The following is a 24,747-nucleotide window of genomic DNA, read 5'->3' as shown; positions in this document are numbered from 1 at the left end:
CAAGAAAACGATTGTTTACGACAATTCTCAGCTTAAGTTGACTCGTGTTCTAAACGCTGCGTGGTTCGCATCGTCGGTTCCAATTCAACAGTGGCTTGTTTTTCGCGATACTGCTTCACCTTGTTCGGCAGTGTCACAAAGGCGGTGTTCGCCGCCATCGCCAGCAAGATAACCAAGCCAATCCCGGCGACAATTTTGGTGAACGAGCCGGCAACAAATTCCCCCATCACATCGGCGCTGCAGGCCAACCACAACAGGACTCCCGCTACCAAAGGCGCGCCAACGACCGTCACGGCTTGGGCGGCGATAATTGTCGGCGTGCGATCAAAGTCGAACAACAGCGTCGCGAGTCCAACGACCATTCCCGCCAATAAACCGAGTGTTGTGATGATCCGCGGCCAACGATCTTGAACGCCGCTACCGAGCCCGAGGCCATCGGAACAGATGAAACCGCCGGTCATCGAGTTGATCAGAAACGACGAGTAAGCCGCCGAAAAAAGTCCGAGGCAAAAAATAAACTTGCCAGTCTTGCCGAACGTCGGCTCCAGTGCCTCAGCCACCGCAACGGGATCAGACAGTGTCACGGGCAATCCAGTGTACAAACCCGCTGCGGCAGTCGACATCAACATGGTCGTGATAAGAGCCATGATGACGGCACCGACTCGAGCATCGATGATTCCGCTTTGCACCTCAGCCTCGCTCCAGCCTTTTTGCTGAACCAAGTACGCTTGATAGAAAGCACCGGAGATCACGAACGTTGTTCCGATCAACCCGAGCAAGGCGATATCGATCGTGCCGGTCGACGGAACAAAGCCTTGAACGAGTGCGACAGGGTCCGGTTCAAGCGTCAACAAGTTTACAGCAAAACTGACCAGCATGATGGCAACGAACACCATCATCAAGCGTTCCATAACCTTGTACAGGTTCTTGAACGCGAACAGAAAAGTAATCGCGATCGCGTTGAAGGCAACGACCAGTCCAGCAACGATTGCTTTCGAGTCGACGAAAGTTTCAAACGCTGCGGCGACGCCAATGTTGTTACCCGACTGAAACGCGGCAGCAATGAAGAACACAATCAGGCCCACAGAAATTGCCAGCGGGCGACCGGCTTTTTGGCGAATCAGATCGCCCGGCGAAAGGCTGCTCACTGCCCCCAGTTTCGCTGCCATCGTCATGTAGACAAGCATGAAGGTGACCGACACAACCACCACCCACAACATCGAGTAACCTTTGTTCGCACCGACCGTGGAACTGGTCATGATACTGCCGGGGCCAATCACGACGCAGGCAGTGATCAGCCCCGGGCCAACTCGCCGATACCAAGGTCGTGCGAGCGGTGCGTTGGCTGATGCGGTATCGGTCATGAAGTTGTTTTCATAAAGTGAGTGAACTTGTGTGCCGCACGAGGGATGCAGCCAACGAGAATAGTGAACCGGACGAACAAGCACAAACAATTTTCGAATACGCGCGATCACCGGCACGTTATATTTCTTCCGCGCCGTTTAAGCGTTAGCTCAGATCGAGCAACTCAGATCAGCAGCAAGTCGCCCCGTGAGACACCCCATGACTGACAGCCCACTTCCTTCGTTGATCGACGCCGAAACGCAGCTCGATGCATTGCTCTGCAGACCCTCGGATGCGTTGGTCGAGTTCATGCGGGGTCTCGATGGCGATCTCATGATTCTCGGGATTGCTGGAAAAATGGGAGTCAGCTTGGGGCAACTTGCGGTTTCCGCAATCGGGGCAGCTGGCGTGACGAAGCAAATCATCGGTGTGGCGAGGTTTTCCAACCCTGCCGCCCGTGAACAACTCGAAACAAGCGGTGTCAAGACGATTCGCTGTGATCTACTGGACCGCGAATCCGTTTCGGCGCTTCCCAAAGTTCGGAACGTGCTGTTCATGGCAGGACGCAAGTTCGGAACGGCCGGTGACGAGTCGTTGACTTGGGCAATGAATACGATAGTTCCCGCCAACGTCGCCGATCATTTTCGTGATTCCAACATCGTCGCGTTCTCAACAGGATGTGTTTATCCGTTGGCCCGGGTGGGTGAAGCGCCGAGCGAGAACGCTGCTCCCGCCCCCGTCGGCGAATACGCTCAATCCTGCTTGGGGCGTGAACGAGTGTTCGAGTACGCCAGCAAGGCCTGGGGAACTGCGGTTTGTCTTTACCGTTTGAACTACGCCATCGACCTTCGATACGGCGTCTTGCACGATATTGCAGATAGGATTTGGCGAGGCGAGCCCGTCGACAACGGTTCGGGTGCGTTCAACATGATCTGGCAAGGCGACGCCAACCAGCAAGCACTGCAATGCCTTGGCCATTGTTCGTCGCCCGCCCGCGTAATCAATGTGACAGGTCCAGAGACGCTAAGCACTGAAGAGGTCGCTAATGAACTGGGCGAGTTGCTTGGCAAGCCTGTTCGATTCAGCTCAACACCGAGCGAACGTTCGTATCTAAGCAACAGCACGAAGGCAACCGAACTATTTGGTCGTCCTTCGGTATCCGCCCAGCAGCTCATCCGCTGGCAGGCCCATTGGACCAAGATCGGTGGTCGATCGCTGGGCAAACCAACTCACTTTGAAGTCAACGACGGGACGTATTAGTGGCGATCAGTCGTCGACCGAAAGTTCCGGCAATCGGAGTCTTCCTTGCCGAACCGGCGGAGCGGATCAGCGACTACCAATCAACACCACACTCATCGATATGAAAATCAGCGACCTACCTGCCGAAATCGTTGCCAACGTGCGCCGCGGAATGGTTATCCCAGCACAACCGTTGGCGCTGGATTCCAACCGAAGGTTTGATCCCAGGTATCAAACTGCCTTGACACGGTACTATATCGACGCCGGTGCCGGAGGGATCGCGGTAGGCGTTCACACGACTCAGTTTGCGATTCGCGAACCACGTTTTGAATTGTACGAACCGGTACTAAGCTTGGCGTCGCAGGTGATCGACGATTACTCGGCATCGACGGACCGAGAAATATTCAAAGTCGCCGGCGTGTGTGGGCGAACCGATCAAGCGATCCGTGAAGCGACATTTTCCCAGTCGAACGGTTACCACGCTTGTCTACTGAGTCTCGCTGCGATGGCGTCAGACAACCACGACGCATTGCTCACCCACTGTCGCGAAGTCGCCAGCGTTATGCCGGTGATCGGATTCTATTTACAACCCGCGGTGGGTGGGTGCCCGTTACCGTATCGCTTTTGGCGCGAGTTCGCGGAAATCGACAACGTCATCGCAATCAAGATGGCTCCATTCAATCGCTACCAAACACTCGACGTTGTTCGCGCCGTGTGTGATGCCGGGCGAGAAAACACCATCACGCTGTACACCGGCAATGACGACAATATTGTCGCGGATCTCGTTACCGAGTATCGGATCGTGACTGCTGACGCAGCCAAGCGAGTTCGCATCCGCGGTGGTTTGCTCGGCCACTGGAGCGTCTGGACTCGATCAGCCGCTGAGCTTCTCAACGAGATTCACGCGGCGCTTGATCGAGGTGGCGACGTTCCTGCCGAGTTACTTGTTCGAGGGATTGAGATCACCGACTGCAATGCCGCGTTCTTCGATGCTGCGAATCAGTTCGCTGGTTGCATCCCAGGCATCCACGAAGTGTTACGCCGTCAAGGTTTACTAACCGGGACGTGGTGCATTGAACCGAGTGAAGTCCTATCACCCGGACAAGCCGAAGAGATCACCCGCGTCACAATGGCGTATCCGCATCTCAACGACGATTCGTTTGTGCAAGAGCATCTGGACGAATGGTTAAGATAAAACGATCGAACTCCGGCGTATCGAGGTGGAAACGATGAACCAGGGAAGCGACTCCATGAAAATGAAGCCTCTGTTGATTGCCTATGTTTTGATGGCGGTGGCAACGGCAATTCAAGCTGCCGAGCGTCCCAACATCCTGCTGATCGTCTCGGACGATCAGGGGTACAACGACCTTGGCGAACTTGGCAACGGCATCATCACGCCTGCGCTTGACCGACTGTCACGAGAAGGGACACGGCTCACCAATTTCTATGTGTCATGGCCAGCGTGTACGCCATCGCGGGCCAGCCTGTTGACGGGACGATATCCGCAGCGTAACGGCATCTACGACATGATTCGCAACGAAGCGCCTGACTACGGTCACAAGTATTCGCCGGATGAGTACGCCGTCACGTTTGAACGCATTGGCGGCATGGACGAGCGCGAAGTCATCATTCCAGCGGTCTTAAAACCGGTCGGCTACAAGAGTGGTATTTATGGAAAGTGGGACCTTGGGGCGTTGAAGCGATTCTTGCCGACGTCGCGCGGTTTCGATGATTTCTATGGCTTCGTCAACACGGGAATCGACTACTTCACTCACCAGCGGTACGGCGTGCCGTGCATGGTTCGCAATTTGTCGCCAACCGATACAGACAAGGGAACCTACTGCACTTATCTCTTTCAACGGGAAGCGGTTCGATTTCTCGGTGAGCATGCCAACAAAAAACCGTTCTTCCTTTATGTTCCGTTCAATGCACCGCACAACTCGTCGGCACTCGATCCAACGACCCGCTCGTCGGTGCAGGCTCCGGATAAGTTCAAAGAGATGTACCCGCCGGTGGACGCGGAAACCAAAATTGCCACCAAGTATCGGTACGGAACGCCGGCCACGTTGGCGACGGCGGATGCAAGACGCCGCGACTATCGTGCAGCGGTAACCTGCATGGACGCGGCGATCACCGAGATGCTGAACATGCTTGATCAAAAACAGATTCTTGACGATACGATCGTCATCTTCTTTTCCGATAATGGCGGCAGCGGGGGAGCGGACAACTCGCCACTGAGAGGTCACAAAGGGCAAACTTGGGAAGGCGGCATTCGCGTGCCCTGCATCGTTCGCTGGCCCAACGGAGGAGTGAGGGCAGGAGCGATTAATAATGCGTTTCTGTCGAGTCTGGAATTGATGCCCAGTCTTGCATCGGCAGCCGGCGCCGAGTTGCCCACCGACATCGCGCTGGATGGTTTCGATTGGTGGCCGACACTTCGCGGCGAGACAACATCGCCACGAAAGGAAATGTTTTGGAAGCGGCGAGATCAGCTGGGGGCGAGGATCGGCAAGTGGAAGTGGGTAAAAATGGGTGACGCAGGCGGCTTGTTTGATCTGGAAACCGACATCAAAGAACAAAATGATTTGTCAGAGTCGCGTCCCAAGATTCTCGAAATGGTGAAAGCACACTACGCAGACTGGCTCAATGAAATGGAAGCGGCCGAGCCTCGAGGCCCGTTTCGTGATTTTTAGTCGCCAGACCGCTCCGTCGGACGGAATCTTCAACACCGAACCGGCGGAGCGTTTCGGCGACTTCGTGACGATCATTCGGTTGATGGTATGGCATTGATCGTCCAATAGATTTCTTCGTCAAATGCATCGCCGTTGATGTCTTTCAAATGCAGCACGAGGTGCAATTGGTCGACGGGGCCAATGCTCGGTGTCGACAAGCGAACTCGCCATCCACCGGAATCACCTTTGATTGGCTGGACCGTTGCCGATTCAATTTTTAAAACTTCGGTGCCAACACGATCCGTACCAGGAACGTATTGGTCCGATCCGTAGTTGCGGCTCCAAAGGTAGTCCCACTGGCTTGTGACGTAGTTGCCGACATTCGTCGCCGAGTCGGGATCGAGTTCAAAATTGAAATCCAATTCCAATCCGCCGGAAACAACACGAGCGTCGATCACCATCGGTGTTGGCGTTCCTTTATAGCGGACTCGTTGAATTCCACCGTCGGCCAAGCCGACTCGGCCGCCACCGTTCCAGCCCTGCAATCCCGTTGCATAGACTTGACCGTCGACCGGATTGACCCGAGCACGCATGATGCCGGTCGAAAAGTTCAATGGCAATTTAATAATCGCCGCCTGCGATGTTTGCCCCACGTCCTGGATCATCAAATACGACATCCATCCTTTGCCAAAGCTGGTGTGCAGCAAGTGATCCGACAACGGCCCGAAACGCGGATCATCGACCCACAGTTGTCCGCCCGACGAGTTGTCGAACTCCTGTGGCATCCAAACCAAGGGAGGATCAAACCGGTCAGGCGATTTCACTTTCGTGATGTCGATCGTTCCACCGCCTGGTTCCCACATACCGGGAATCGAATAGGTTGGCACCCAACCATAAAAACCGCCTTTCTTTAGCACATTGATTTTTGATGCCGGCGTCCATTGCCCTTGGTTGTCGCTGTTAGTGATCCGAAATCCATTTGAGTCATCGCCTGGAATCGCTCCCATTCCGTTAGGAGTCCGGAAGCCAGTACTGAAGACCTCGCGATGTTTACCGTCAGGCGAAATCTTGAAAACAACGCCCGGTAAATCCGAATCCGCCCCGTGACCACTCTTGGAGTAGTAGAAGTTTCCTTCCTCGTCGGTTTGCAAATCAAAATTAAAGGCGTGAAAGTTGACCGATACATCGGTGTCGGCGCTAAAGCACTCATAGAAATCGGCCTCGCCATTCTCGTCCTGATCGTGCAGTTTGGTGATCATGTCTTTGCAAGTCACGTAGATTTCACCATCGACTACTTTCAGTCCGAAGGGTTCATACAAACCGGCGGCGAACCTTTTCCATCGCAAATCCAACAGGCTCTCGTCGACGCCCGAAACAATCCAAACGTCGCCGCCGTAGGTGGCAACGACCATCCGGCCGTCGGAAAAAAAGTCAAGCGCGGAGGTACGAAACCAGGTATTCGACATCGTGGCATCTGGCAAAGTCAGAGTGTCCAAAACGTAGCCGCCTTTCTCTAAACCAAGTGTCCCGACAGTTTTAACCTCTTCGGGCCAAACAACGCGGCCGCCATTGGTCATGGATTGTGGCAACGGAGTCTGCAGCTCCTGCGAGTGCGTGCTAACGATTTCGGCCAACTGCTGCGATGACTTCCCCCACGCTCGCACAATATCCAAATTGCGAGGCTGTTGATCGGCGGGAATGTTCAACGTCAGACGGCCCTGACCATCGACTGACCAACCCGCACCCTCGGTATCGCCACGCAGCGTCAATGCAATCTGGTTTCCGACGACCGACAACGCATCGTGCTGTGATTGCTGGACCTGTTCAAAATCATCAGCAACCCACAAGATCAGCGATCGGCCCGGTGAGAGGTGCAGCGAGTGCGTGACGCGGGTGGTGCTGGCCGATCGCGGCAGTTCCAGAATACGACGACCGTCGATCGAATAACTCAGAACGACGGCTTCGCCCGATTGGTAGTGACCATGATATTCCATCCATCGCGACGGCATTGGACCGCGAAGCAAAAGATCATCGGTGGGATAGTCCAGGGTTCCATCGTGGCCCCATTGCCATCGAGCGGCAGCCGCAATCTCGTCACCTTTTGGACTGGCGGTCCCTTCGCCCCGATCACGAACATGCTGGGTTTGAGTCAAATCCAGAAAACCGCCGCTCCAGATACCAGCTTGGTCCATCGAGTGCAAGTCGTAAGAAATCGTCACTCCGCCCAGCGGTATCGTCATTGCACTGCTAATTTCGCGGCGAAGTTGCGATCTCAACGCCGGCCCGAAATCACGCGGAACGTCGGCGACTTTGGTTCCGTTCTCGGTGCCTTTGGGTAGTCCAGCCAAGTAATCGTTATCGACCTGAAAGTATTCAGAATTGGACGACTTCATGAACTGTTCTCGCAAATAGTGCACAACTTGATAACGTTCCTTTGGCGTCAAATGTGACATTGGTGCCATCAATCCGTTTCCATGCGAAAGCGTCAGAAACATTCGATAAGGGTCGGCACCAAAACGCAGCTTCTGAGTTCCGAACGCTCGAGCAGTTGGCAGCGAAGGCGTATTCCCGTCACTGCCGTGGCAATTGAAACAGTAACCGTGATAGATCGACGCGCCTTCGTCAAAATCACGCTTGCCGAGTTTCTTGATGATACCTGCGTGATCCAGATTCTTAGTGTCGTCTTGAACGGCAAGCTGTTCGGCGCTCGGCTTTAGGTTGTCCGATTTCTCAGGACCACCCGCAGCCACCTCCATGACGTAGCGGGCCAAATCTAAAAAGTCACGTTGCGTGATCAATGATGCGATCAATCCATCCGGCATGATTGAATGATCACTCTTCTTCATCGCTTCGACGTCGTCCATCGGGATAACTTTGTCGCGATTCAGTTCCGAAGCGATTCGCATTGTTAACGAGTCATCATCGCGAGCGGTGATCATGCCAACCAAAACTTGACCATCGACTGTTATCACCGAATGGTTTTCGAAACCTTTGCGAATCGCCTTTGACGGATAGAGCAACGATTCGATCACATACTGGTCCGTCACTTCGCCCAAGGTCGCCAAGTTTGGCCCCAAAGGTGACGACTTTCCGCTTTCCAGGTGACACGTTGCGCAGGCAGCCGCGGACTTATAGAAAACCAACGCACCGCGTTTGGGATCACCCCGCAACCTTGCTTGACCGGCAAGATAATCGACTCCCGCATGCTTCAACTGTTCTTCCATCGCCAATGGATGTCGCAGCGTTTGAGCATCTGCATCGGACGCCATCGAAACGAGGCAACAAAACAGGAATCGGAAAAGCATCAACCATTGCAAACGACACTGAAACATGGCAGCCAATTTTCTGAACTTTTGGAAAGCACTCTACGAATCGGTGAGTGAACGCGACAACGGCGATCAAAACCTCAATTTCGCCAATCCTGAATTGCGGGCCGGATTGTCCGAATAGTGATCGCATTCTAACTGATCTTCGTCCACTTCCTTTCAATGAAGTTGCTGTTTCGATAGTTATCGACCCCCAACGAAAGACTTGACAAGAACACGATCAAAAATCCTTGGTCGACCATTCTGCTAAGCCAGTTTCACTTAGACTATCGGACGGCGACGATCAGGCAACGCAAAGTTTTGTCTCGCCTCTCGGACCGTGAACAATGGTCTTAAACCCGCGACATTAACGACGTTCAGTCCAAACAAATCTTAATGAAACATCTACTCCTGATACTGGTCGCAATAACCGCCGTTGTTGGCTCGCAGACCGCCAGCGCTACTGAGCCAAAAGCCGTTGCCCTGCCTGTGGCCGACGACGAGCGAGGCCGAGAAGCTGCCGCGAATGTCGACCGAACTACGCTGACTGGCAAAGTCATGGTGGGCTACCAGGGATGGTTCAATTGCGAGGCTGACGGCGCCGATCTCGGATGGACGCACTGGTCAAAGAACCGACGAAAGGATTTTGCGCCAGGCAACGTGACTGTCGACCTGTGGCCCGATGTTTCGGAACTCGACGACGACGAACGTTTCGTGACAGGATTCAAACTCGCCGACGGCAGCCCGGCGGAAGTGTTCAGCAGCGGCAACCGAAAGACAGTTCTGCGGCACTTTCAGTGGATGCGTGAATACGGAATTGACGGTGCGTTCCTGCAACGATTCGCGAACGGACTAAAAGACAATCTGGTCAAACGCCACAAGGACTCAGTGCTCAGCCACGTGCGAGAAGGTGCGACGATTTCAGGACGTAGCTATGTCGTGATGTACGACTTGTCGGGGCTGCCGGCCGGAGGCACCAAGATCGTTCAAGACGATTGGAGCCAACTTCGCCGGGAACAGAAGATCACCAAAGATTCCTCGTATCAATTTCACAACGGCAAACCGGTCGTTGCCGTTTGGGGCATCGGTTTCAATGACGGAAACAAGCCTCGCGAGTATTCACTCGGCGAATGCCGCCGGTTAATCGAATTCCTGAAGAATGACGGCTGCGCGGTGATGCTGGGAGTCCCGACGGGTTGGCGTGCCTTAGATCGCGATTCCGTTGCCGATCCGGAATTGCACGAGGTCCTTCAGTTAGCCGACATTCTTAGCCCTTGGACAATCGGACGTTATCGAAACATCAACGAAGTCAATCGACATGCAGAAAGACTCTGGAAGCCGGACATCCAGTGGTGCGGCGATCGGAAACTCGATTACATGCCCGTCGTGTTTCCGGGATTCAGTTGGCACAACCTGACCGGCGAGAAACTTGACGCGATCCCTCGCTTGAAAGGCGATTTTCTGTGGTCGCAGATCACAGCCGCGAAACGTGCCGGGTGCGAGATGCTGTACGTTGCGATGTTCGATGAAGTCGACGAAGGAACCGCAATCTTCAAATGCACCAACGAACCGCCCGTGGGTGACGGCGCTGCGTTTCTAACGTACGAAGGATTGCCGAGTGACCACTATCTGAAATTGGTCGGGAAGGCAGGACGACTGCTGAAGAAATAGTCGCAAAACAAATACCCGTAGCAAAAACAGTCAACCCAGAAAAACAGCAGCCTAAAAACGGCTAGGTGAGAACGATTCTGCGTCGATATGCGTGGGACGGCCTTGGATCATTTCGGCAATCAGCTTTCCTGTCGCTGCCGCTAGGCTAAGCCCAAGCATGTTGTGTCCGGCGGCTAAATAGGCGTTTGGTGTGCTGGGGACCTGACCAATGATTGGCAAGCTATCCCAAGTCATAGGACGCCATCCAAACCACTCTTGCTGCGGTCCGTCGGTATGAGGCGCGACCAAGTAGGGTTCAGCCGAACGTTTGAGTTGATCGATTCGCCAGCTTGGAATGGAATCGTCGTACCCGCAGAACTCCATCATCGACCCCAGTCGGTACCCTTGCTCGAACGGCGACACGCCGACTTTGTGTTCTGGAAACAGCATCGGATATTGGGGACAAGGGTCTGGCTTTGACATCGTGACCGAATATCCCTTGCCAGGCTGAATCGGAATGTGACACCTCAGACCTTTGCTAAGCATTGGGCTCCAGGCTCCGGTCGCAAACACATATCGTTCTGCTTCTAGGTCAAAATCATCTGTCTTCAAACAAGCAATCCGATCACCGTCTCGTTGGATTTCTTTGACTTCACATTGCTCTCTGAACTGAACGCCTCGATCCCGCAATCTTTCGGCCCATTGCTGATTCAACAGATCAGGTCGCACGGATGCGTCGTCTTCATAGTAGAACGCGCCCCCTAACCCGGACTTTAGCGCAGCATCAAACGCGGGCAGTTCATGGCCTTCGATTCGTCGTGCGGTGACTCCGAAATGCTTCGTTAGAAAATCATCGCTCTCGGCGAAGCTTTCCATTCCTCTTTCGCTTTGCAGAACAAAAAGCAATCCATTCGTTTTCCACTCACACTCGAACTTTTCCTGGTCCATCAACTTGATGTATTCACTCATTGATGAATCAAGAATCGATTTTAGTTGCGCGCCCGCCTTTAGCATTTGCCGATCCGTACAGCGCCGCGCGAACTGCCAGAACCACTTCCACTGCGCAAGACTCAGACTTGGTTTAACGCGAAATGGCGAGCTTGGATTGAACAACGACTTGATTGCCAGACCAATCGCACTGGGTTCCGTCAACGGCAACACATGGCTGGGGCTGACGTAGCCGCAATTTGCGTGCGAACAGCCGTTCGCAATCGATCCCTTATCAACGACGGTTACGCTGACGCCAGCCTCAGTCAAGTAATGGGCGCACGCAAGACCGACAATGCCGGAACCGACAACCACAACGGTGCGAGGTGATGCAAGCGAACCTGTTGAATTGTGTTTAGTTGACATTGCCATTCACACCTTGATGGTCTTTTGAGCGGGACTGTCAATCGAACCCACTCCCGACCACGTGGACCACCAGTCGCGAAACAATTGCCACTGGTCGCGGACGAAGGCCCTTTGACTGTCGCTCAACTTGTCGGAGCCATAAATTTGGTGCTCGTATTCGGCGTTTCCTTCAAGCACCATCAGATACTTGTAATACAGCACAAGGTCCGGGCCTTCATCAAAAACCGACAAGACGTGAAGAGCATCGTTGAGTTCGCGCGCCAACTGACGAGCGTCAGCATCACCGGCCGCAGCTTTCTGGCACAGTTTAACGAGCGCTAGCACCTGCGTCGGCAAAGCATTTCCGACTCCGGTGATGCTACCGACGGCACCGCAATTGACAATACCGTGGTACACCTGCGTGTCGACACCGACCATCAGGGTCAAATCAGGTGACCCGCTTGTGATATGTTCGGCGGCATATGTCAACGAATCTGCGCCGCCGAATTCCTTAAAGCCAACCAAGTGGGGATATTCGCGATGCAGCTGAAAAAACAAGTCGGCCTTGGTTTCAAATCCGTAATAGGGACTGTTGTAGATTACCGAGGGAAGTTCGCCTGCCGATTCTAAGATACCCGCGAAATGAGCGTGCTGTGCTGTGGGAGACGAACCTCGCGAGAGCACACGAGGAATGACCATCAGGCCAGCGGCACCGACATCATTGGCGTGCTTTGCGTGCTGTGCCGCGATCTTAGAGTTCTGGGCTCCCGTTCCGACGATCACTGGCACGTCAGCGTCGACCAGACACCGCACCCCTTCCTGACGCTTTTCGTCTGTCAACAATGGCCAGTCGCCCATCGAGCCACAGTACACAACGGCACGCATGCCAAGCCCTACAAGCTCAGTAGCTTTGGCCACGAGCGCGTCAAAATTTGGCGTTCCGTCTTCGCTGCATGGTGTCATCAAAGCAGGGATGCACCCCGAAAACACACTCGATGGATTTAACATTTGATCGAACTCGAATTTACTGTTGAGTGAGAGGGGATGCCAAAACGAAAGGGATCGAGTGGATCAATAATTAGATTCGTTTCGCCGTTGATGAAAGCGCGGCCTGCAATCGTTGGAACAACACCACCCAGGGATGCGGTTTCGATGGTACCAAGGAAGACCGTTTCTAGGATGCCGGCTTGACGCCACGTTTGACCAGGACTCAGTTTCCCATCGGCGAACAAGCAAGCCAATTTCGCGCTGGTTCCTGTCCCGCAAGGCGATCGGTCGTAGGCGTTTCCAGGACAAAGGACGAAGTTCTTGCTGTCGGCGTGAGCCAGGCCGGCTGCGTCGTCCGCAATTTCAATGTGGTCAATCTCGCCGTCGTCTTCGCCTCGAATTGCCTGAGCGGTTAGAGCCGTACGGATCGCTAAAGTAAATGCTGATAGTTGGGCTATGTTTTCGATTTGAACCGGAAACGGCACCGAACTTCGCACCAAGAAGAACCAGTTCCCCCCCCAAGCAACGTCGCCATGCACGTGACCAAAGCCCGGAACGACGACATTGATGTCGGTAGCAAATCGATAGCTGCGAACGTTACGAACTGAAATCGTGCCATCGCCATGAACGGTTGCCGTCACGCGTCCGACCGGAGTTTCAATGCCGTGGTCACCGACACCGATTTTTCCCAAATGAGCAAGCGTCTGGGCGAGTCCAATTGTGCCGTGAATGCAACTGTTCAAATAGCCGACATTATTGAAGAAGATTACGCCAGCAACACAATCATCGAGATTCGAGTCACAAAGCAACGCCCCGACCATCGCCTCGTTGCCTCGCGGTTCATTCAAACAAGCCGTTCGCAGCCAATCATGGTTTGCTTTAAGCCAATCACGTTTCTGGCGAACGTCGTCACCACGTAGGGAGGGGGCGCCATCGACAACGACACGTGTCGGCTCTCCTTCGGTATGCGAGTCGACGACTCGGATGATTTGCATGGGATTCATCTGATCAAACATAGTCGAGCGAGACTTGCAATGTCTTGACTGAAAAACAAGTTTCCGATCACAAATTGGTCAATGGCGTCGGCCGCGTCCGGAGCGATGAAGCACCCAAAAGCGATTCTCGCTATGCTAGATCGCTGCAAATTACAGGCCAGTGCGAGCACCCAGTCTGCACTGACCATCCGCTGAACCCGTCGCAGCCTCTAAGCCCCGTCGCCCTCACTCCGTCACCAATGACAAGCACATCCGAGTCGTTCTTCGAACTGATTGGCCGGCCGTTCGTCGGCGACGAAGTATTCGACGCTATCCCAGACACAGTTTTCTTCATCAAAGACTGCCAGGGTCGTTACGTGGCCGTCAACATGCCGCTGGTCAAGCGATGTGGACTCCATCACAAACACGAACTTGTGGGACGCATGGCCAGAGACATCTTTCCACCAGATTTAGGAGAAGTCTTTAGTGCACAAGACATTGAGGTCATTCGAACCGGGCAACCTATCCATGAACAGCTCGAACTGCATCTCTACCCAACCGGTCAAGAAGGATGGTGCCTGACATGGAAAGAACCGCTATCCGATGCCCAAGGCACCATCGTTGGATTGTGCGGAATTTCACGCGACTTGAATCCAAGCAGCATGAACCATCGCGACGACATCGAACCCGTATCGAAAGTCCTTGACGTTATTCGCGATCGTTACGCCGAAACGATTACGGTGGATGAACTGGAAAAAATATCGGGGTTCTCGGCGTTTCAGTTAGACCGCCGAATTCGCGACCTATTTGGCGTTTCGACCAAACAGTACATCACCCGCACGCGGATCGATGTCGCACGACACAGTCTCACGCACACCGCAAAATCGATATCTCAGATTGCCTTGGCCTGCGGCTATTCCGACCAAAGTTCCTTTACTCGGCGGTTTCGACAGTCGGTCGGGCTAACGCCACAAGCCTACCGTGACAATCGAGAGAACATCGCGGCCGAAGACGAGCACGCCTGACGGCATGCAGGCTGCGCAACTGCGACGATTGAGTCATTCCCAACCCAGGCGATGTGCGTAGATGCCGGACAACGCTGCGATTTCGGATAAGATTGAGTCGGCAAACTGGACTAGGATATTACCTTCGTTCGCCCGCTAGTCTCGCAGGAGTTGCTCACTTTTGATCACTCGCCGTCCCACCCTTTCGAACTCGCTTTCACTTGCGATTGTTCTTGCCGTATTTTTCGCACCGCATCTGACCTACGGCCAAGAGAAAACGCCCGGCCGCATTTTCAAAGACCGTGTCGTACCGCACTGGTTCGATGGCGGAGATCGGTTTTGGTATCGCAATGAGCTACCCAAGGTCGAGTCTGAATACATTCTCGTCGACGCGGTCTCAGGCACTCGCCAGCCTGCGTTTGACCACAACCGATTGGCAAAGGCGTTACAAGCAAAAGGCGTCGACGCCGACGGCAAGAAACTGCAAGTCAGGGCAATCGAGTTCGATACCCCAACCAACACATTTTGCTTTACGATCGATCAGTCTCGGTGGGAATGTGATCGTTCGACCTACCAAGTCACCTGCATCACCGACGAATCAGTCGCGGACGACACCGCCAGTGTCGGAGTGCATCCACGAGATCTTCCATCGCGAAGTAGGAACACAGGACCAGAAACCGAAATCTGTTTCAACAACCAGACTGACCATCCGGTTGAAATCCAGTGGGTCCGGCCCGATGGCGAACGCCAGAGCTATGGAACAGTCTCGCCGGGCAAGCAGCGTTATCAACACACCTTCTCCGGACACGTCTGGATGGCTGTCGATGCAGAAGGCCACGACTTGATTGGCGCCGTGGCCGAACCACTGTCAAAGAACGTCATCATTCGAGACCAGCAACCGCCCCGCCGATCCCGCAACAAAGAGGCAAGGCCTCGAAACACAAGCAACCTTTCACCGGACGGTCGCTGGCAGGCAGCGATCGAAAACCACAACGTGTTCATCCGCGAGGTCGATGGCAATGGTCAACATCAGCTTAGCGACGACGGGGAACCGAGGCACCAATATGACCTACTGCGTTGGTCACCCGATTCCAAGACATTGATTGCTTTTCGCGTCCAACCGTTCCCAGCAAAAGAGGTTTATCGAATCGAATCATCCCCGCGCGGAGGCGGCCGCGCAAAACTGCAATCCAGTGGCTATGCATTACCCGGCGACCCGTTTGATAAATACGAATTGAATCTGTTTGACATTGCGACGGCAAAACAGATCAAGCCCACGGTGCCAGTCGTCGACTTTGGACGCCCGCAAGTACGATTTCGAAACGACAAACGGTGCCTAACGTTTAATAAAATTGACCGCGGCCATCAGCGTTTTCGCGTCATCGAAGTCGACCTTGATTCAGGCGAATCCCGAGCGATCATTGACGAGCGATCCGACACTTTCATCTGGACGGCACACGGCCCCAACATCGGCGTACCGCTGGTATCGTGGATGGAACAAACCAATGAAATTGTCTACGTGTCCGAACGTGATGGGTGGCGGCACTTGTATTTGATTGACGCGGAAACCGGTGAAACGAAAAATCAAATTACAAAGGGAGACTTCGTCGTCCGCAAGGTCGATTGCATCGACGAAGCAACTCGGCAAATTTGGTTCCAAGCTAGCGGGCGCAATGCGAACCAAGACCCTTATCTGATTCATCACTACCGTGTCGACTTCGATGGCGAGAACCTGGTGGCTTTGACGGAAGCAGACGGAAACCACGTCGTTGCCTATTCCCCTGGTCGTCGGTTTCTAATCGACAGCTATTCCCGCGTCGATGCAGCGCCGGTTCACGAACTACGACGCGAAGATGACGGGTCGCTCGTTTGCCGGCTAGAAACAGCGGACGTATCAAGTCTTAACACGGTGACTCCGGAAGTTTTTGTTGCGAAGGGACGCGACGGCAAGACCGACATTTGGGGCATTATCTGGCGCCCATCGGACCACGATCCAAACAAGCGTTATCCGATCATTGAAGACATCTATGCTGGACCGCATGATTCATTTGTGCCCAAGTCGTTCAGTGTTTCCAATCGCTATCAAGAGCTCAACGATCTGGGCTTTATCGTTGTAAAGATCGACGGCATGGGAACGGCCAATCGTTCAAAGGCATTTCATGACGTCTGCTGGAAGAACATCAAAGACGGTGGCTTTCCCGACCGCATTGCTTGGATCAAAGCAGCCGCCCAAAAGGATTCGTCGATGGACGTTTCGCGTGTTGGAATCTTCGGCACATCGGCTGGTGGCCAGAATGCTGCTGCTGCCGTATTGCTTCACTCAGATTTCTACCGAGCAGCATACGCTGCCTGCGGATGCCACGATAACCGAATGGACAAAGCTTCGTGGAACGAACAATGGATGGGATACCCTGTTGGACCACACTATGCAGAGTGCAGTAACATCGAGAATGCGCACGCGCTTGGCGGCCACTTGATGTTGATGGTCGGCGAACTCGACAGCAACGTGCCGCCCGAATCGACGTTTCGGTTTGCCGACGCGCTGATCAAAGCGGACAAAAATTTTGATCTGTTAATGATGCCGGGCGTCGGGCACAGCAACGGCGGAAAGTACGGGCAACGTCGCATGCGTGAGTTCTTCGTCGAACACTTGAATCCGTAAAGAATCACCACTGCGGCTTGTTCGGCTGACGAACGGTCTAAACTGAATTGAATCGACAAACCTTAACGAGCAACCTGTTATGCCATTTGCTATCCGACTAGTTTTAGCTTGCTGTGCGATCGCATGCTTGAAAATGCACCATCAACCAGCCCAGGCGAACGAAAAACCCAACATCTTATTGATCTTGGCTGATGACCTAGGCTACGAAGACTTGGGGTTTCAAAAATCAGCGGACATCAAGTCACCGAACCTTGATCGGCTGGCGGCCGGGGGAATCCAATTTTCCGACGGACATGTTTCCGCATCGGTTTGCAGCCCTTCGCGTGCTGGACTTTTGACAGGCCGGTACCAACAACGATTCGGACATGAAGCCAATTCGCCGCCTTACCCGCACGGCATGAATATCGACGAAGTCACGCTAGCCCAGAAACTGCAAACCGCGGGCTACCGTACCGGGCTGGTCGGAAAATGGCATCTCGGCGCGACCGAAGCTCAGTACCCCACGTCACGCGGATTTGATTATTTCTATGGACTCAGGGAAGGAAGCCGCAGCTACTTTTATAACGACAAGAAAGACGACAAGCCTGGCAACCATCATGCCATCGAAGAAAATGGGAAACAGGTTCGGTTTGACGGATACTTGACCGACGAACTTGGCGACCAGGCGACCAAGTTCATTGGCGAAGAATCAGACAAACCGTTCTTCTTGTATCTATCGTTCACGGCGCCTCACGGCCCGTTGGAGGCGACGAAAGAAGACCTCGAGCGATTCAGCCACATCGAAAACAAAAAACGCCGAACTTACGCGGCAATGATTTGGGCGATGGACCGGGCCATCGGCAAGGTACTGGCGAAACTTGACGCACAACGCATCGCAGACAACACGATGATTTGGTTCTTAAGCGACAACGGTGGGGCAACCGGAAACGCTTCCAGCAACTTGCCTTTAGCGGGGCACAAGGGAATCAAGTTCGAAGGCGGTATTCGCGTCCCGTTTGTCTTGTACTGGAAAAATCGTTTTTCCGGCGGGCAAACGTTCGCTCCCATGGTCAGTTCCCTGGATATTCTTCCGACGTGCGTGGCGGCCGCAAACAGAGACTTGGCGTCTAGCGAAACACCCGACGAGTCATCCGACGCAAGCGATGCTCACCCGCTTGACGGAGTCAATCTGTTGCCATTTTTGACCAACGAAACAGGCTCTGTTCCTCACCAAAAACTCTTTTGGCACAAGCTTTGGTTTTCCGCGATGCGTGATGGCCCCTGGAAACTGATCTACGTCCAAGACTATGGCTATGCACTCTACAATCTTGATGACGACCTGAGCGAACGACACAACCTAGCTGCGAGCGAACCGGGACGCGTCGCCGCGATGACGGAAGAGCTGAACCAATGGAAAAGTGAACTTCCAGAACCCGAGTGGGGCGAAGGGAAGACATGGTTTACGACGCACAGCAAAAACCATATCCGCATCATCGAAGGAAAGGATGACCGATCGCACGAGTGAGCGGGCGAGGCGCCTGAACTGCTACGCCAGAATGTCCTTCACGACATTTCCGTGGACATCGGTAATTCGGAAATCTCGTCCCTGAAACCGGTACGTTAAACGCTCGTGATTCAACCCAAGCAGGTGCAGAATCGTAGCGTTGAGATCGTGAACATGGACCGCTTTATCGGCGATGTTGTAACAGAACTCATCCGTTTCGCCGTGACTGATCCCAGGCTTGACTCCGCCACCAGCCATCCAAATCGAGAAGCATCGCGGGTGATGATCACGACCGAAACGCTCGGAATTCCCTTGTTTGTAGACGGTTCGGCCAAACTCGCCACCCCAGACGACAAGCGTATCGTCGAGCATTCCACGTTGCTTTAAGTCTTGCACCAAGGCCGCCGATCCTTGATCGACTTCTTTCGCGAGACTTAGATGCTTGGTGGGCAAGTTGTTGTGATGATCCCAACCTCGATGGTAGATCTGGATAAAACGCACGCCACGTTCTGCCAACCGACGCGCCAGCAAACAATTTGCGGCATGCGTACCGGGACTCTTCGCGTCCGGTCCATACAGATCAAAGGTTGACTGTGGCTCGTCCGCGAAGTCAGTCAGCTCCGGTGTAGACGTCTGCATCCGATACGCCATTTCGTACGCCGCGATCCGCGTGTTGATTTCCGGGTCACCTACCACGCCGTGCTGAATGGAATTCATTTCCGCCAAACGGTCTAGCAGGACGCGTTTGTCCTGCAACGAGTCGCCGGTGGGGTCTTGAAGATAAAGAACCGGATCGCCACTGGAACGAAGCTTTACCCCCTGATGATTGGACGGCAGAAAACCACTGCCCCACAACCGCGAGTACAACGGCTGAGCCTGCAGATCGGTGTTCTTGTCTAGCAAAACCACAAAGCCCGGAAAGTCGGTCGATTCACTTCCCAAGCCGTAGCTTGCCCATGCGCCTAGACTGGGTCGCCCAGGTTGCTGGTGCCCGGTTTGGAAAAACGTAATGGCGGGATCGTGGTTGATCGCCTCCGTGTACATCGACTTGATCACGCAGATATCGTCGGCGATCTTGTGATGGTGGGGCAACAAATCACTGATCCATTGACCCGACTTACCATGCCGATTGAACTTGGCAATCGACTTGGCAACGGGAAACGCTTTTTGGCCTGCCGTCATCCCAGTTAACCTCTGGCCGCCTCGAACTGAATCAGGAAGCTCGGTACCATCGAGCCGTTCCAGCTCGGGCTTGTAGTCAAAGGTGTCAATCTGGCTAGGTGCACCCGACTGGCAAAGATAGATGATGCGTTTTGCAGTAGCGGGAAAGTGCGTTGGCCCGATCGATCCGGGACCATACCCCGGCCCATTGCCCGTCGCTAATGATGCCGAAATCGTTTTGCTGGCCGCCTCGATCGCCATGGCTTCTGGCATCAGCGTGCCTAGCGCCGCCAAGCCAGCAGCGGAAAGACCGCCGCCAAAAAAGTGACGGCGATTGATTCGCAAGTAATGTTCTTCGATTGACTGAGGCATCAACATTAACCCTTGGTGATGAATTCGCTGAGGTTCAAAATTACTCGCGCCACCGTTGTCATGGCGGCGTGCTGAATAATCGGCAATTCGCTGTTGCGAGATGAATTGCCAATGGAAAGCAACTTCTCTGCCTTCGCAGCATCGGCCTCGTACAATTCGATTCGCTCTTGATACGTCACTTGAAGCAGTTCCAATTCTTGCTCGGATGGCGACCGCCCGATGGCCGTCTCGAAACCAAACGCAAGTTGACCACGCAAGTTTTGGCTTGCTGCGGCCATCATCTTTTCGGCTAAAACGCGAGCGGCTTCGACGTACTGGGGATCATGCAACATTACAAATGCTTGCAGCGGCGTATTGGTTCGTGACCGACGAACCTGGCAATACTCACGCGACGGAGCGTCGAAGACAGCCATCGACGGTGGTGGCACCGTCCGCTTCCAGAAGGTATAGACACCACGGCGAAACACCTTGTCACCGGTATCCTGCTTGTACGCACTCGAATAGCCAGGTCGATTGTTGACTTCCATCCAAAGTCCCGCAGGATGATACGGAAACACACTTGGCCCGCCGATTTTCGGGTTCAGCAAACCACTGACAGCCAACGCAGAATCCCGAATCGATTCAGCATCAAGCCGTAAGCGTGGCCCCCGCGCCAGCCAGCGGTTTTCGGGATCATTTGCGAAGGAGTCCTGCGTCGTGACCGACGATTGCTGGTAGACCTGCGACATCATGACGGTCTTGAAAATCGCTTTGACATCCCAGCCGGATTCAACGAACTCAACCGCCAACCAATCCAATAGTTCGGGGAACTTTGGCAATGAACTTTGCAAACCAAAATCCTCGGGTGTATCGAGCAAGCCAATTCCGAATAGCTGACTCCAGAGTCGATTCACCGCGACTCGCGACGTCAGCGGATGGCTGGGCATGGTCAACCAATGCGCGAGCCCGAGTCGATTATTCGGCACCCCTGCTGGCATCGGCGGCAAAAAGGCAGGCGTCCCTGGCAGCACCGCATCTAGATACTTGTCGTATTCGCCGCGATCAAGCACGTACGTTTTCCGGGGCGTGTCCATTTCTTTCATGACCATTGTTTTGGGCACTTCGGCCAGCAATTCCGCTTGCTTTTTTCGAGCTTCGGAAACGGCGTTCATTGCCGCTTTGACGTCGACCGATCCTTTGATCTGCGTGATCCACTGGCGGATCGCAAGTTCATCGGCGGCGGTTCGTTGGTCGGCGGGCTTATTCAAAACGGGCAACGCAGCAGGCAACAAAGCGGATTTGGGTTTCCGAGCGAACGCGATTTGAAAACGCCCCATTTGGTGCTGCGAAAAACCGCTTTGGAATTTCAAAGTCACCTGCAACTTGCCGCCAGACGCAGGCGCCAAGTCTGTCGCCGGAACAACGATGGCAGTGCGAGACTGACTGGCACCCTGGTCGCCAAGAACTGCCCAGCCTTTCGAGTCAAGCGCACTGTCGATGGCAAAGGCGACGTCGTACCCCGATTGCGAGAAGTCGGCAAACGCGGCGGTTAGCTTTACGGATTCAAATTTCTTTGGCTGGCGTTTCGATGACACCTTGGTTTCGATTTCCGAAAGAACAAAGTTGCCATTGGAACTGCGTCCGAGCAGTGGTTTATCATCCGGACCACTGGGCATCGCTGTTAGACGGATCGCGTAAATCGGCTGGCCGTCCGCATCAAACCACATTGTGTAGTTATCACGACTTGGGTTTGCGCCGGAAACTTGAACACTGCCATCGCCGAGCACGTTCATCGTGGCTTTTCCATCCGATGTTACTATCGTGGGACGAATCACTTCCCAGCCTTCTTCCCAACCAAGCGACGCCTCGGCCTCGAATTCGGCCAAGTCGGGCCCCCATCGATCGAACGATTCGGCAAATTGAGATTCTGCCGCATCAACTTTTCGTTTTGCGTTGTCGATCGCTTCGACTTGAAACGGCGACGGAATCTGCTCGTCCGGAAAAAAACCTTTCATGCCCTTTTCGGGAATCTGGTTGAAGAACGCGGACAGTTCGTAGAACTCGGTTTGCGTGATTGGATCGTACTTGTGAGTGTGGCAACGAGCACACCCAACCGTCAAACCTAGCCAAGCGGTGCCGGCAGTGGTGGTACGGTCCAGCACGTATTCGGTGCGATACTCTTCATCGATCACACCGCCTTCGACCGTGATCGGGTGGTTGCGATTGAACCCCGTGGCCAAACGTTGCTGAGGTGTCGAACCGGGAATCAAGTCGCCGGCCAGTTGTTCGATCGTGAACTGATCGAAAGGCTGATTTCGGTTGAATGAGTCAATCACCCAATCTCGCCACGCCCATTGGTCGCGACTGAAATCGTATTGGTAACCGTTGCTATCGGCGTACCGTGAAACGTCTAGCCAGTGTCGCGCCTGATGTTCACCGTACGCTGGCGATGCGAGTAACCGATCCAAAGCGTTAGACCAAGCATCGACCGACTTGTCAGCCAAGAACATTTCGATCTGAGTCGGTGTTGGTGGCAATCCGACCAGATCAAATGACGCTCGCCGCAACAGCGTGCGCCGGTCCGCGGGCGGTGCTGGCTGTAAGCCTCGGCCGGCTAGCCGGGCGATGACCAAACGATCGATCGGACTGATGTTCCAGGCTGGAAGATCGCTAACGGGCAAAGTCGGTCGTCGTGGCGACTCGAAAGCCCAGTGTTTTTCGTAGTTCGCTCCTTCATTGATCCACTGTTTTATGATCGCGATTTCATCGGGTTTCAGTTTCGCCTTGTGTGAACTGGCCGGCGGCATCTCGTAGCCTTTGTCACCGCTGATGATCCGTTGGATCAGTTCACTGGCATCGGCATCACCGGGCTCGATCGCCCCACCGTCGATCGCATCATCGAACGAGTCAAGCCGGAGTTCGGCGCCACGAGTTTTTTCATCCGGTCCATGGCAGAGAAAACATCGATCCGACAAAAGCGGGCGAATGTCGCGGCTATAGCTGATCTTCGGTGTGGTACCGGGCTCTGACACGGATGGCTTCGACGGAGCAGTCGTAGCACCAACGGGTGCGTCTTGGCCCTGTCCAATGCCGAGGGCGTTCAACGCCAGCATCACGGCTAACGTGGCCCGAGAAAGGAGAACTGAGACTGAGTCAGACATGACAGTATCCGCAGAACGTAAGGAGATCGTTCATGCCGAACAGAAAGGTCGGCAGGGTGGGGCTAGACCTTAGCATGATACAGTCATCGTTCAAGCGAAACTATTTCCAGCCTTGACGATGATTCCCGTGGTTTACTCAGTACCGGAACTAAATTTTCGCTTGCAGGAACGGCTATTGACGCACAAACGCTCATGACGTTCAACTCGACCTGACGACGCAGCGGACAACACATCGTAACGAACTCGAATCACACCTATCCGCGACCCGAACCAACGTTAAACCGTTAACGCTTCCAATCTAGTCCGCTATTCGCGAAAGACGTCATGACCGAGATCAATGAGCCAAAACCGAACACTTTCTATGTTGAAGTCTCCGGATCTGGCCTGCCCGAAGTCGATGGACTGTTCGTACCTTCTACTGCGCCACCCGTCGAATCAGAATCGGGAACGGTATCAAGCCCGGGCTATTGGAACGGCAAAATGGCGTGGGACCGTGCTGATGGAAAAGCAGCTCGAAGCCCTGCGATTTCCTATTCCAACAGCTACCAGTCCTGGCGGATCTCGCGTCTCGACGGCCACCTTGCCTATGACATTACGTCCGATGACGCGATGCCGCCAACAGACCGAGAATGGCATGTCTATAAAAAGGGGGTCTCGCCTGCGCCTCGGGTCCTGGTCCATCACTTCGACCCAAGAAAGCCATGCCCCCAACCCAATGTCGTCTTTGTCCTCGGTGGCCCCGGTGCCGGAAAAGGAACGATGTGCGAACTTGCCGAGTCTCAACTCGGCTGGACTCATTTATCGATGGGAGACCTGCTGCGCGCCGAGCGACAGGCCGGCGGTCCGACGGCGGCAGTGATCGAAGAGTTCGCAATTGCTGGAAAGCTAGTCACCAACGAAATCGCGGTAACATTGCTAAAGAACACAATGGAGCTTTTGACGCGAACGACGGGAAAGTACAACTTCCTGCTTGACGGATTTCCACGATCGCTTGCCAACCTGGATGGATGGAACCAAGCCATGGGAAAGCAAATGGAACTTCCGAAAATGCTATTTTTCGAGTGTCCTTATCCTGTGCTTGAAAACCGCATTTTGAGTCGTGCCAAATACACCGGCCGAAGTGACGACAACACCGACAGCCTGAAGCTAAGGTTTGACACTTTCAAGGCAGAAACACTGCCAACGGTCGAGTTCTTTAGGGGCAAGAATCGGTGCGTTGAGATCGACACCAGCCAAGACCGCCAGACCGTCTACGACCTAGTCAGCAGCCACCTAGCGGAATACACCGAGATCTCGTTCGCGGCCAAACCGCTCACCGAGCGAGCAGAGATGTTGCTCGGCCTAAGGCCGTTCCCCAAAGATGCTCCAGCCTCCTAAGGTTACGACGGCATCTCCTTGCGACCTCGTGGCAATACTGATGGC

At 54.1% G+C, this 24,747-nt stretch carries 15 protein-coding genes; 8 read left to right on the top strand and 7 right to left on the bottom strand.

Going from position 1 to position 24,747, the window contains the following annotated elements:
• Positions 1-32: 32 nt before the first annotated feature.
• On the bottom strand, positions 33-1,364 hold the full coding sequence (locus Poly59_RS06095; protein WP_146533105.1) for an Nramp family divalent metal transporter: 1,332 nt from the start codon (positions 1,362-1,364) through the stop codon (positions 33-35).
• Between the two features lie 199 nt (positions 1,365-1,563).
• Between Poly59_RS06095 and Poly59_RS06090 the strand changes: the two genes are divergently transcribed.
• The 3 genes from Poly59_RS06090 to Poly59_RS06080 all read left to right on the top strand — a co-directional run bounded on the left by Poly59_RS06090 (position 1,564) and on the right by Poly59_RS06080 (position 5,276).
• The gene (locus tag Poly59_RS06090; RefSeq protein ID WP_146533104.1) at positions 1,564-2,604 is read left to right on the top strand and encodes an NAD-dependent epimerase/dehydratase family protein; all 1,041 of its coding nucleotides are present in this window, start codon (positions 1,564-1,566) and stop codon (positions 2,602-2,604) included.
• A gap of 100 nt (positions 2,605-2,704) precedes the next feature.
• Positions 2,705-3,778, top strand: a complete 1,074-nt coding sequence (locus tag Poly59_RS06085; RefSeq protein WP_146533103.1) for a dihydrodipicolinate synthase family protein — start codon at positions 2,705-2,707, stop codon at positions 3,776-3,778.
• A 55-nt stretch (positions 3,779-3,833) separates the two neighbouring features.
• Positions 3,834-5,276, top strand: a complete 1,443-nt coding sequence (locus Poly59_RS06080; protein ID WP_146533102.1) for a sulfatase family protein — start codon at positions 3,834-3,836, stop codon at positions 5,274-5,276.
• A 71-nt stretch (positions 5,277-5,347) separates the two neighbouring features.
• Here Poly59_RS06080 and Poly59_RS06075 read toward each other — a convergent pair whose 3' ends face one another.
• Complete coding sequence (locus Poly59_RS06075) at positions 5,348-8,560, bottom strand: DUF6797 domain-containing protein (RefSeq protein WP_146533101.1); 3,213 nt, start codon at positions 8,558-8,560, stop codon at positions 5,348-5,350.
• A 396-nt stretch (positions 8,561-8,956) separates the two neighbouring features.
• Here Poly59_RS06075 and Poly59_RS06070 point away from each other — a divergent pair, with 396 nt between their 5' ends.
• Positions 8,957-10,231 (top strand): glycoside hydrolase family 71/99-like protein, encoded by a 1,275-nt coding sequence (locus Poly59_RS06070; RefSeq protein WP_146533100.1) that lies wholly within the window; start codon positions 8,957-8,959, stop codon positions 10,229-10,231.
• Between the two features lie 51 nt (positions 10,232-10,282).
• On the opposite strand, the gene Poly59_RS06065 is transcribed toward Poly59_RS06070, so the two are convergent.
• Genes Poly59_RS06065 through Poly59_RS06055 form a run of 3 tightly spaced genes read right to left on the bottom strand, consistent with a single transcriptional unit; the run spans position 10,283 to position 13,533 of the window.
• The gene (locus tag Poly59_RS06065) at positions 10,283-11,569 is read right to left on the bottom strand and encodes an NAD(P)/FAD-dependent oxidoreductase (protein ID WP_246151412.1); all 1,287 of its coding nucleotides are present in this window, start codon (positions 11,567-11,569) and stop codon (positions 10,283-10,285) included.
• On the bottom strand, positions 11,570-12,550 hold the full coding sequence (locus tag Poly59_RS06060; protein ID WP_146533099.1) for a dihydrodipicolinate synthase family protein: 981 nt from the start codon (positions 12,548-12,550) through the stop codon (positions 11,570-11,572).
• On the bottom strand, positions 12,544-13,533 hold the full coding sequence (locus Poly59_RS06055) for a proline racemase family protein (RefSeq protein WP_246151411.1): 990 nt from the start codon (positions 13,531-13,533) through the stop codon (positions 12,544-12,546). The genes Poly59_RS06060 and Poly59_RS06055 overlap by 7 nt, the downstream gene beginning before the upstream one ends.
• A gap of 230 nt (positions 13,534-13,763) precedes the next feature.
• Here Poly59_RS06055 and Poly59_RS06050 point away from each other — a divergent pair, with 230 nt between their 5' ends.
• From Poly59_RS06050 to Poly59_RS06040, 3 genes are all read left to right on the top strand, one after another.
• Positions 13,764-14,528 carry an AraC family transcriptional regulator gene (locus tag Poly59_RS06050; protein ID WP_186776040.1) on the top strand — a complete coding sequence of 255 codons (765 nt, stop codon included), beginning with the start codon at positions 13,764-13,766 and terminating at the stop codon, positions 14,526-14,528.
• A gap of 160 nt (positions 14,529-14,688) precedes the next feature.
• Positions 14,689-17,169, top strand: a complete 2,481-nt coding sequence (locus Poly59_RS06045) for a prolyl oligopeptidase family serine peptidase (RefSeq protein WP_146533096.1) — start codon at positions 14,689-14,691, stop codon at positions 17,167-17,169.
• Positions 17,170-17,248: 79 nt separating this feature from the next.
• On the top strand, positions 17,249-18,673 hold the full coding sequence (locus Poly59_RS06040) for a sulfatase-like hydrolase/transferase (protein WP_146533095.1): 1,425 nt from the start codon (positions 17,249-17,251) through the stop codon (positions 18,671-18,673).
• Positions 18,674-18,694: 21 nt separating this feature from the next.
• On the opposite strand, the gene Poly59_RS06035 is transcribed toward Poly59_RS06040, so the two are convergent.
• Positions 18,695-20,185 (bottom strand): DUF1501 domain-containing protein, encoded by a 1,491-nt coding sequence (locus Poly59_RS06035; RefSeq protein ID WP_246151410.1) that lies wholly within the window; start codon positions 20,183-20,185, stop codon positions 18,695-18,697.
• Between the two features lie 5 nt (positions 20,186-20,190).
• Positions 20,191-23,325, bottom strand: coding sequence for a PSD1 and planctomycete cytochrome C domain-containing protein (locus Poly59_RS06030; protein ID WP_146533093.1), 3,135 nt, complete (start codon positions 23,323-23,325; stop codon positions 20,191-20,193).
• A 324-nt stretch (positions 23,326-23,649) separates the two neighbouring features.
• On the opposite strand from Poly59_RS06030, the gene Poly59_RS06025 reads away from it, so the two are divergent.
• The gene (locus Poly59_RS06025; protein ID WP_146533092.1) at positions 23,650-24,702 is read left to right on the top strand and encodes a nucleoside monophosphate kinase; all 1,053 of its coding nucleotides are present in this window, start codon (positions 23,650-23,652) and stop codon (positions 24,700-24,702) included.
• Positions 24,703-24,747 lie beyond the last annotated feature (45 nt).

Source organism: Rubripirellula reticaptiva, assembly GCF_007860175.1.
Lineage (GTDB): Bacteria > Planctomycetota > Planctomycetia > Pirellulales > Pirellulaceae > Rubripirellula > Rubripirellula reticaptiva.
Note: the sequence above shows the minus strand (reverse complement) of the source record. Positions and strands in the feature narration are given on the sequence as shown.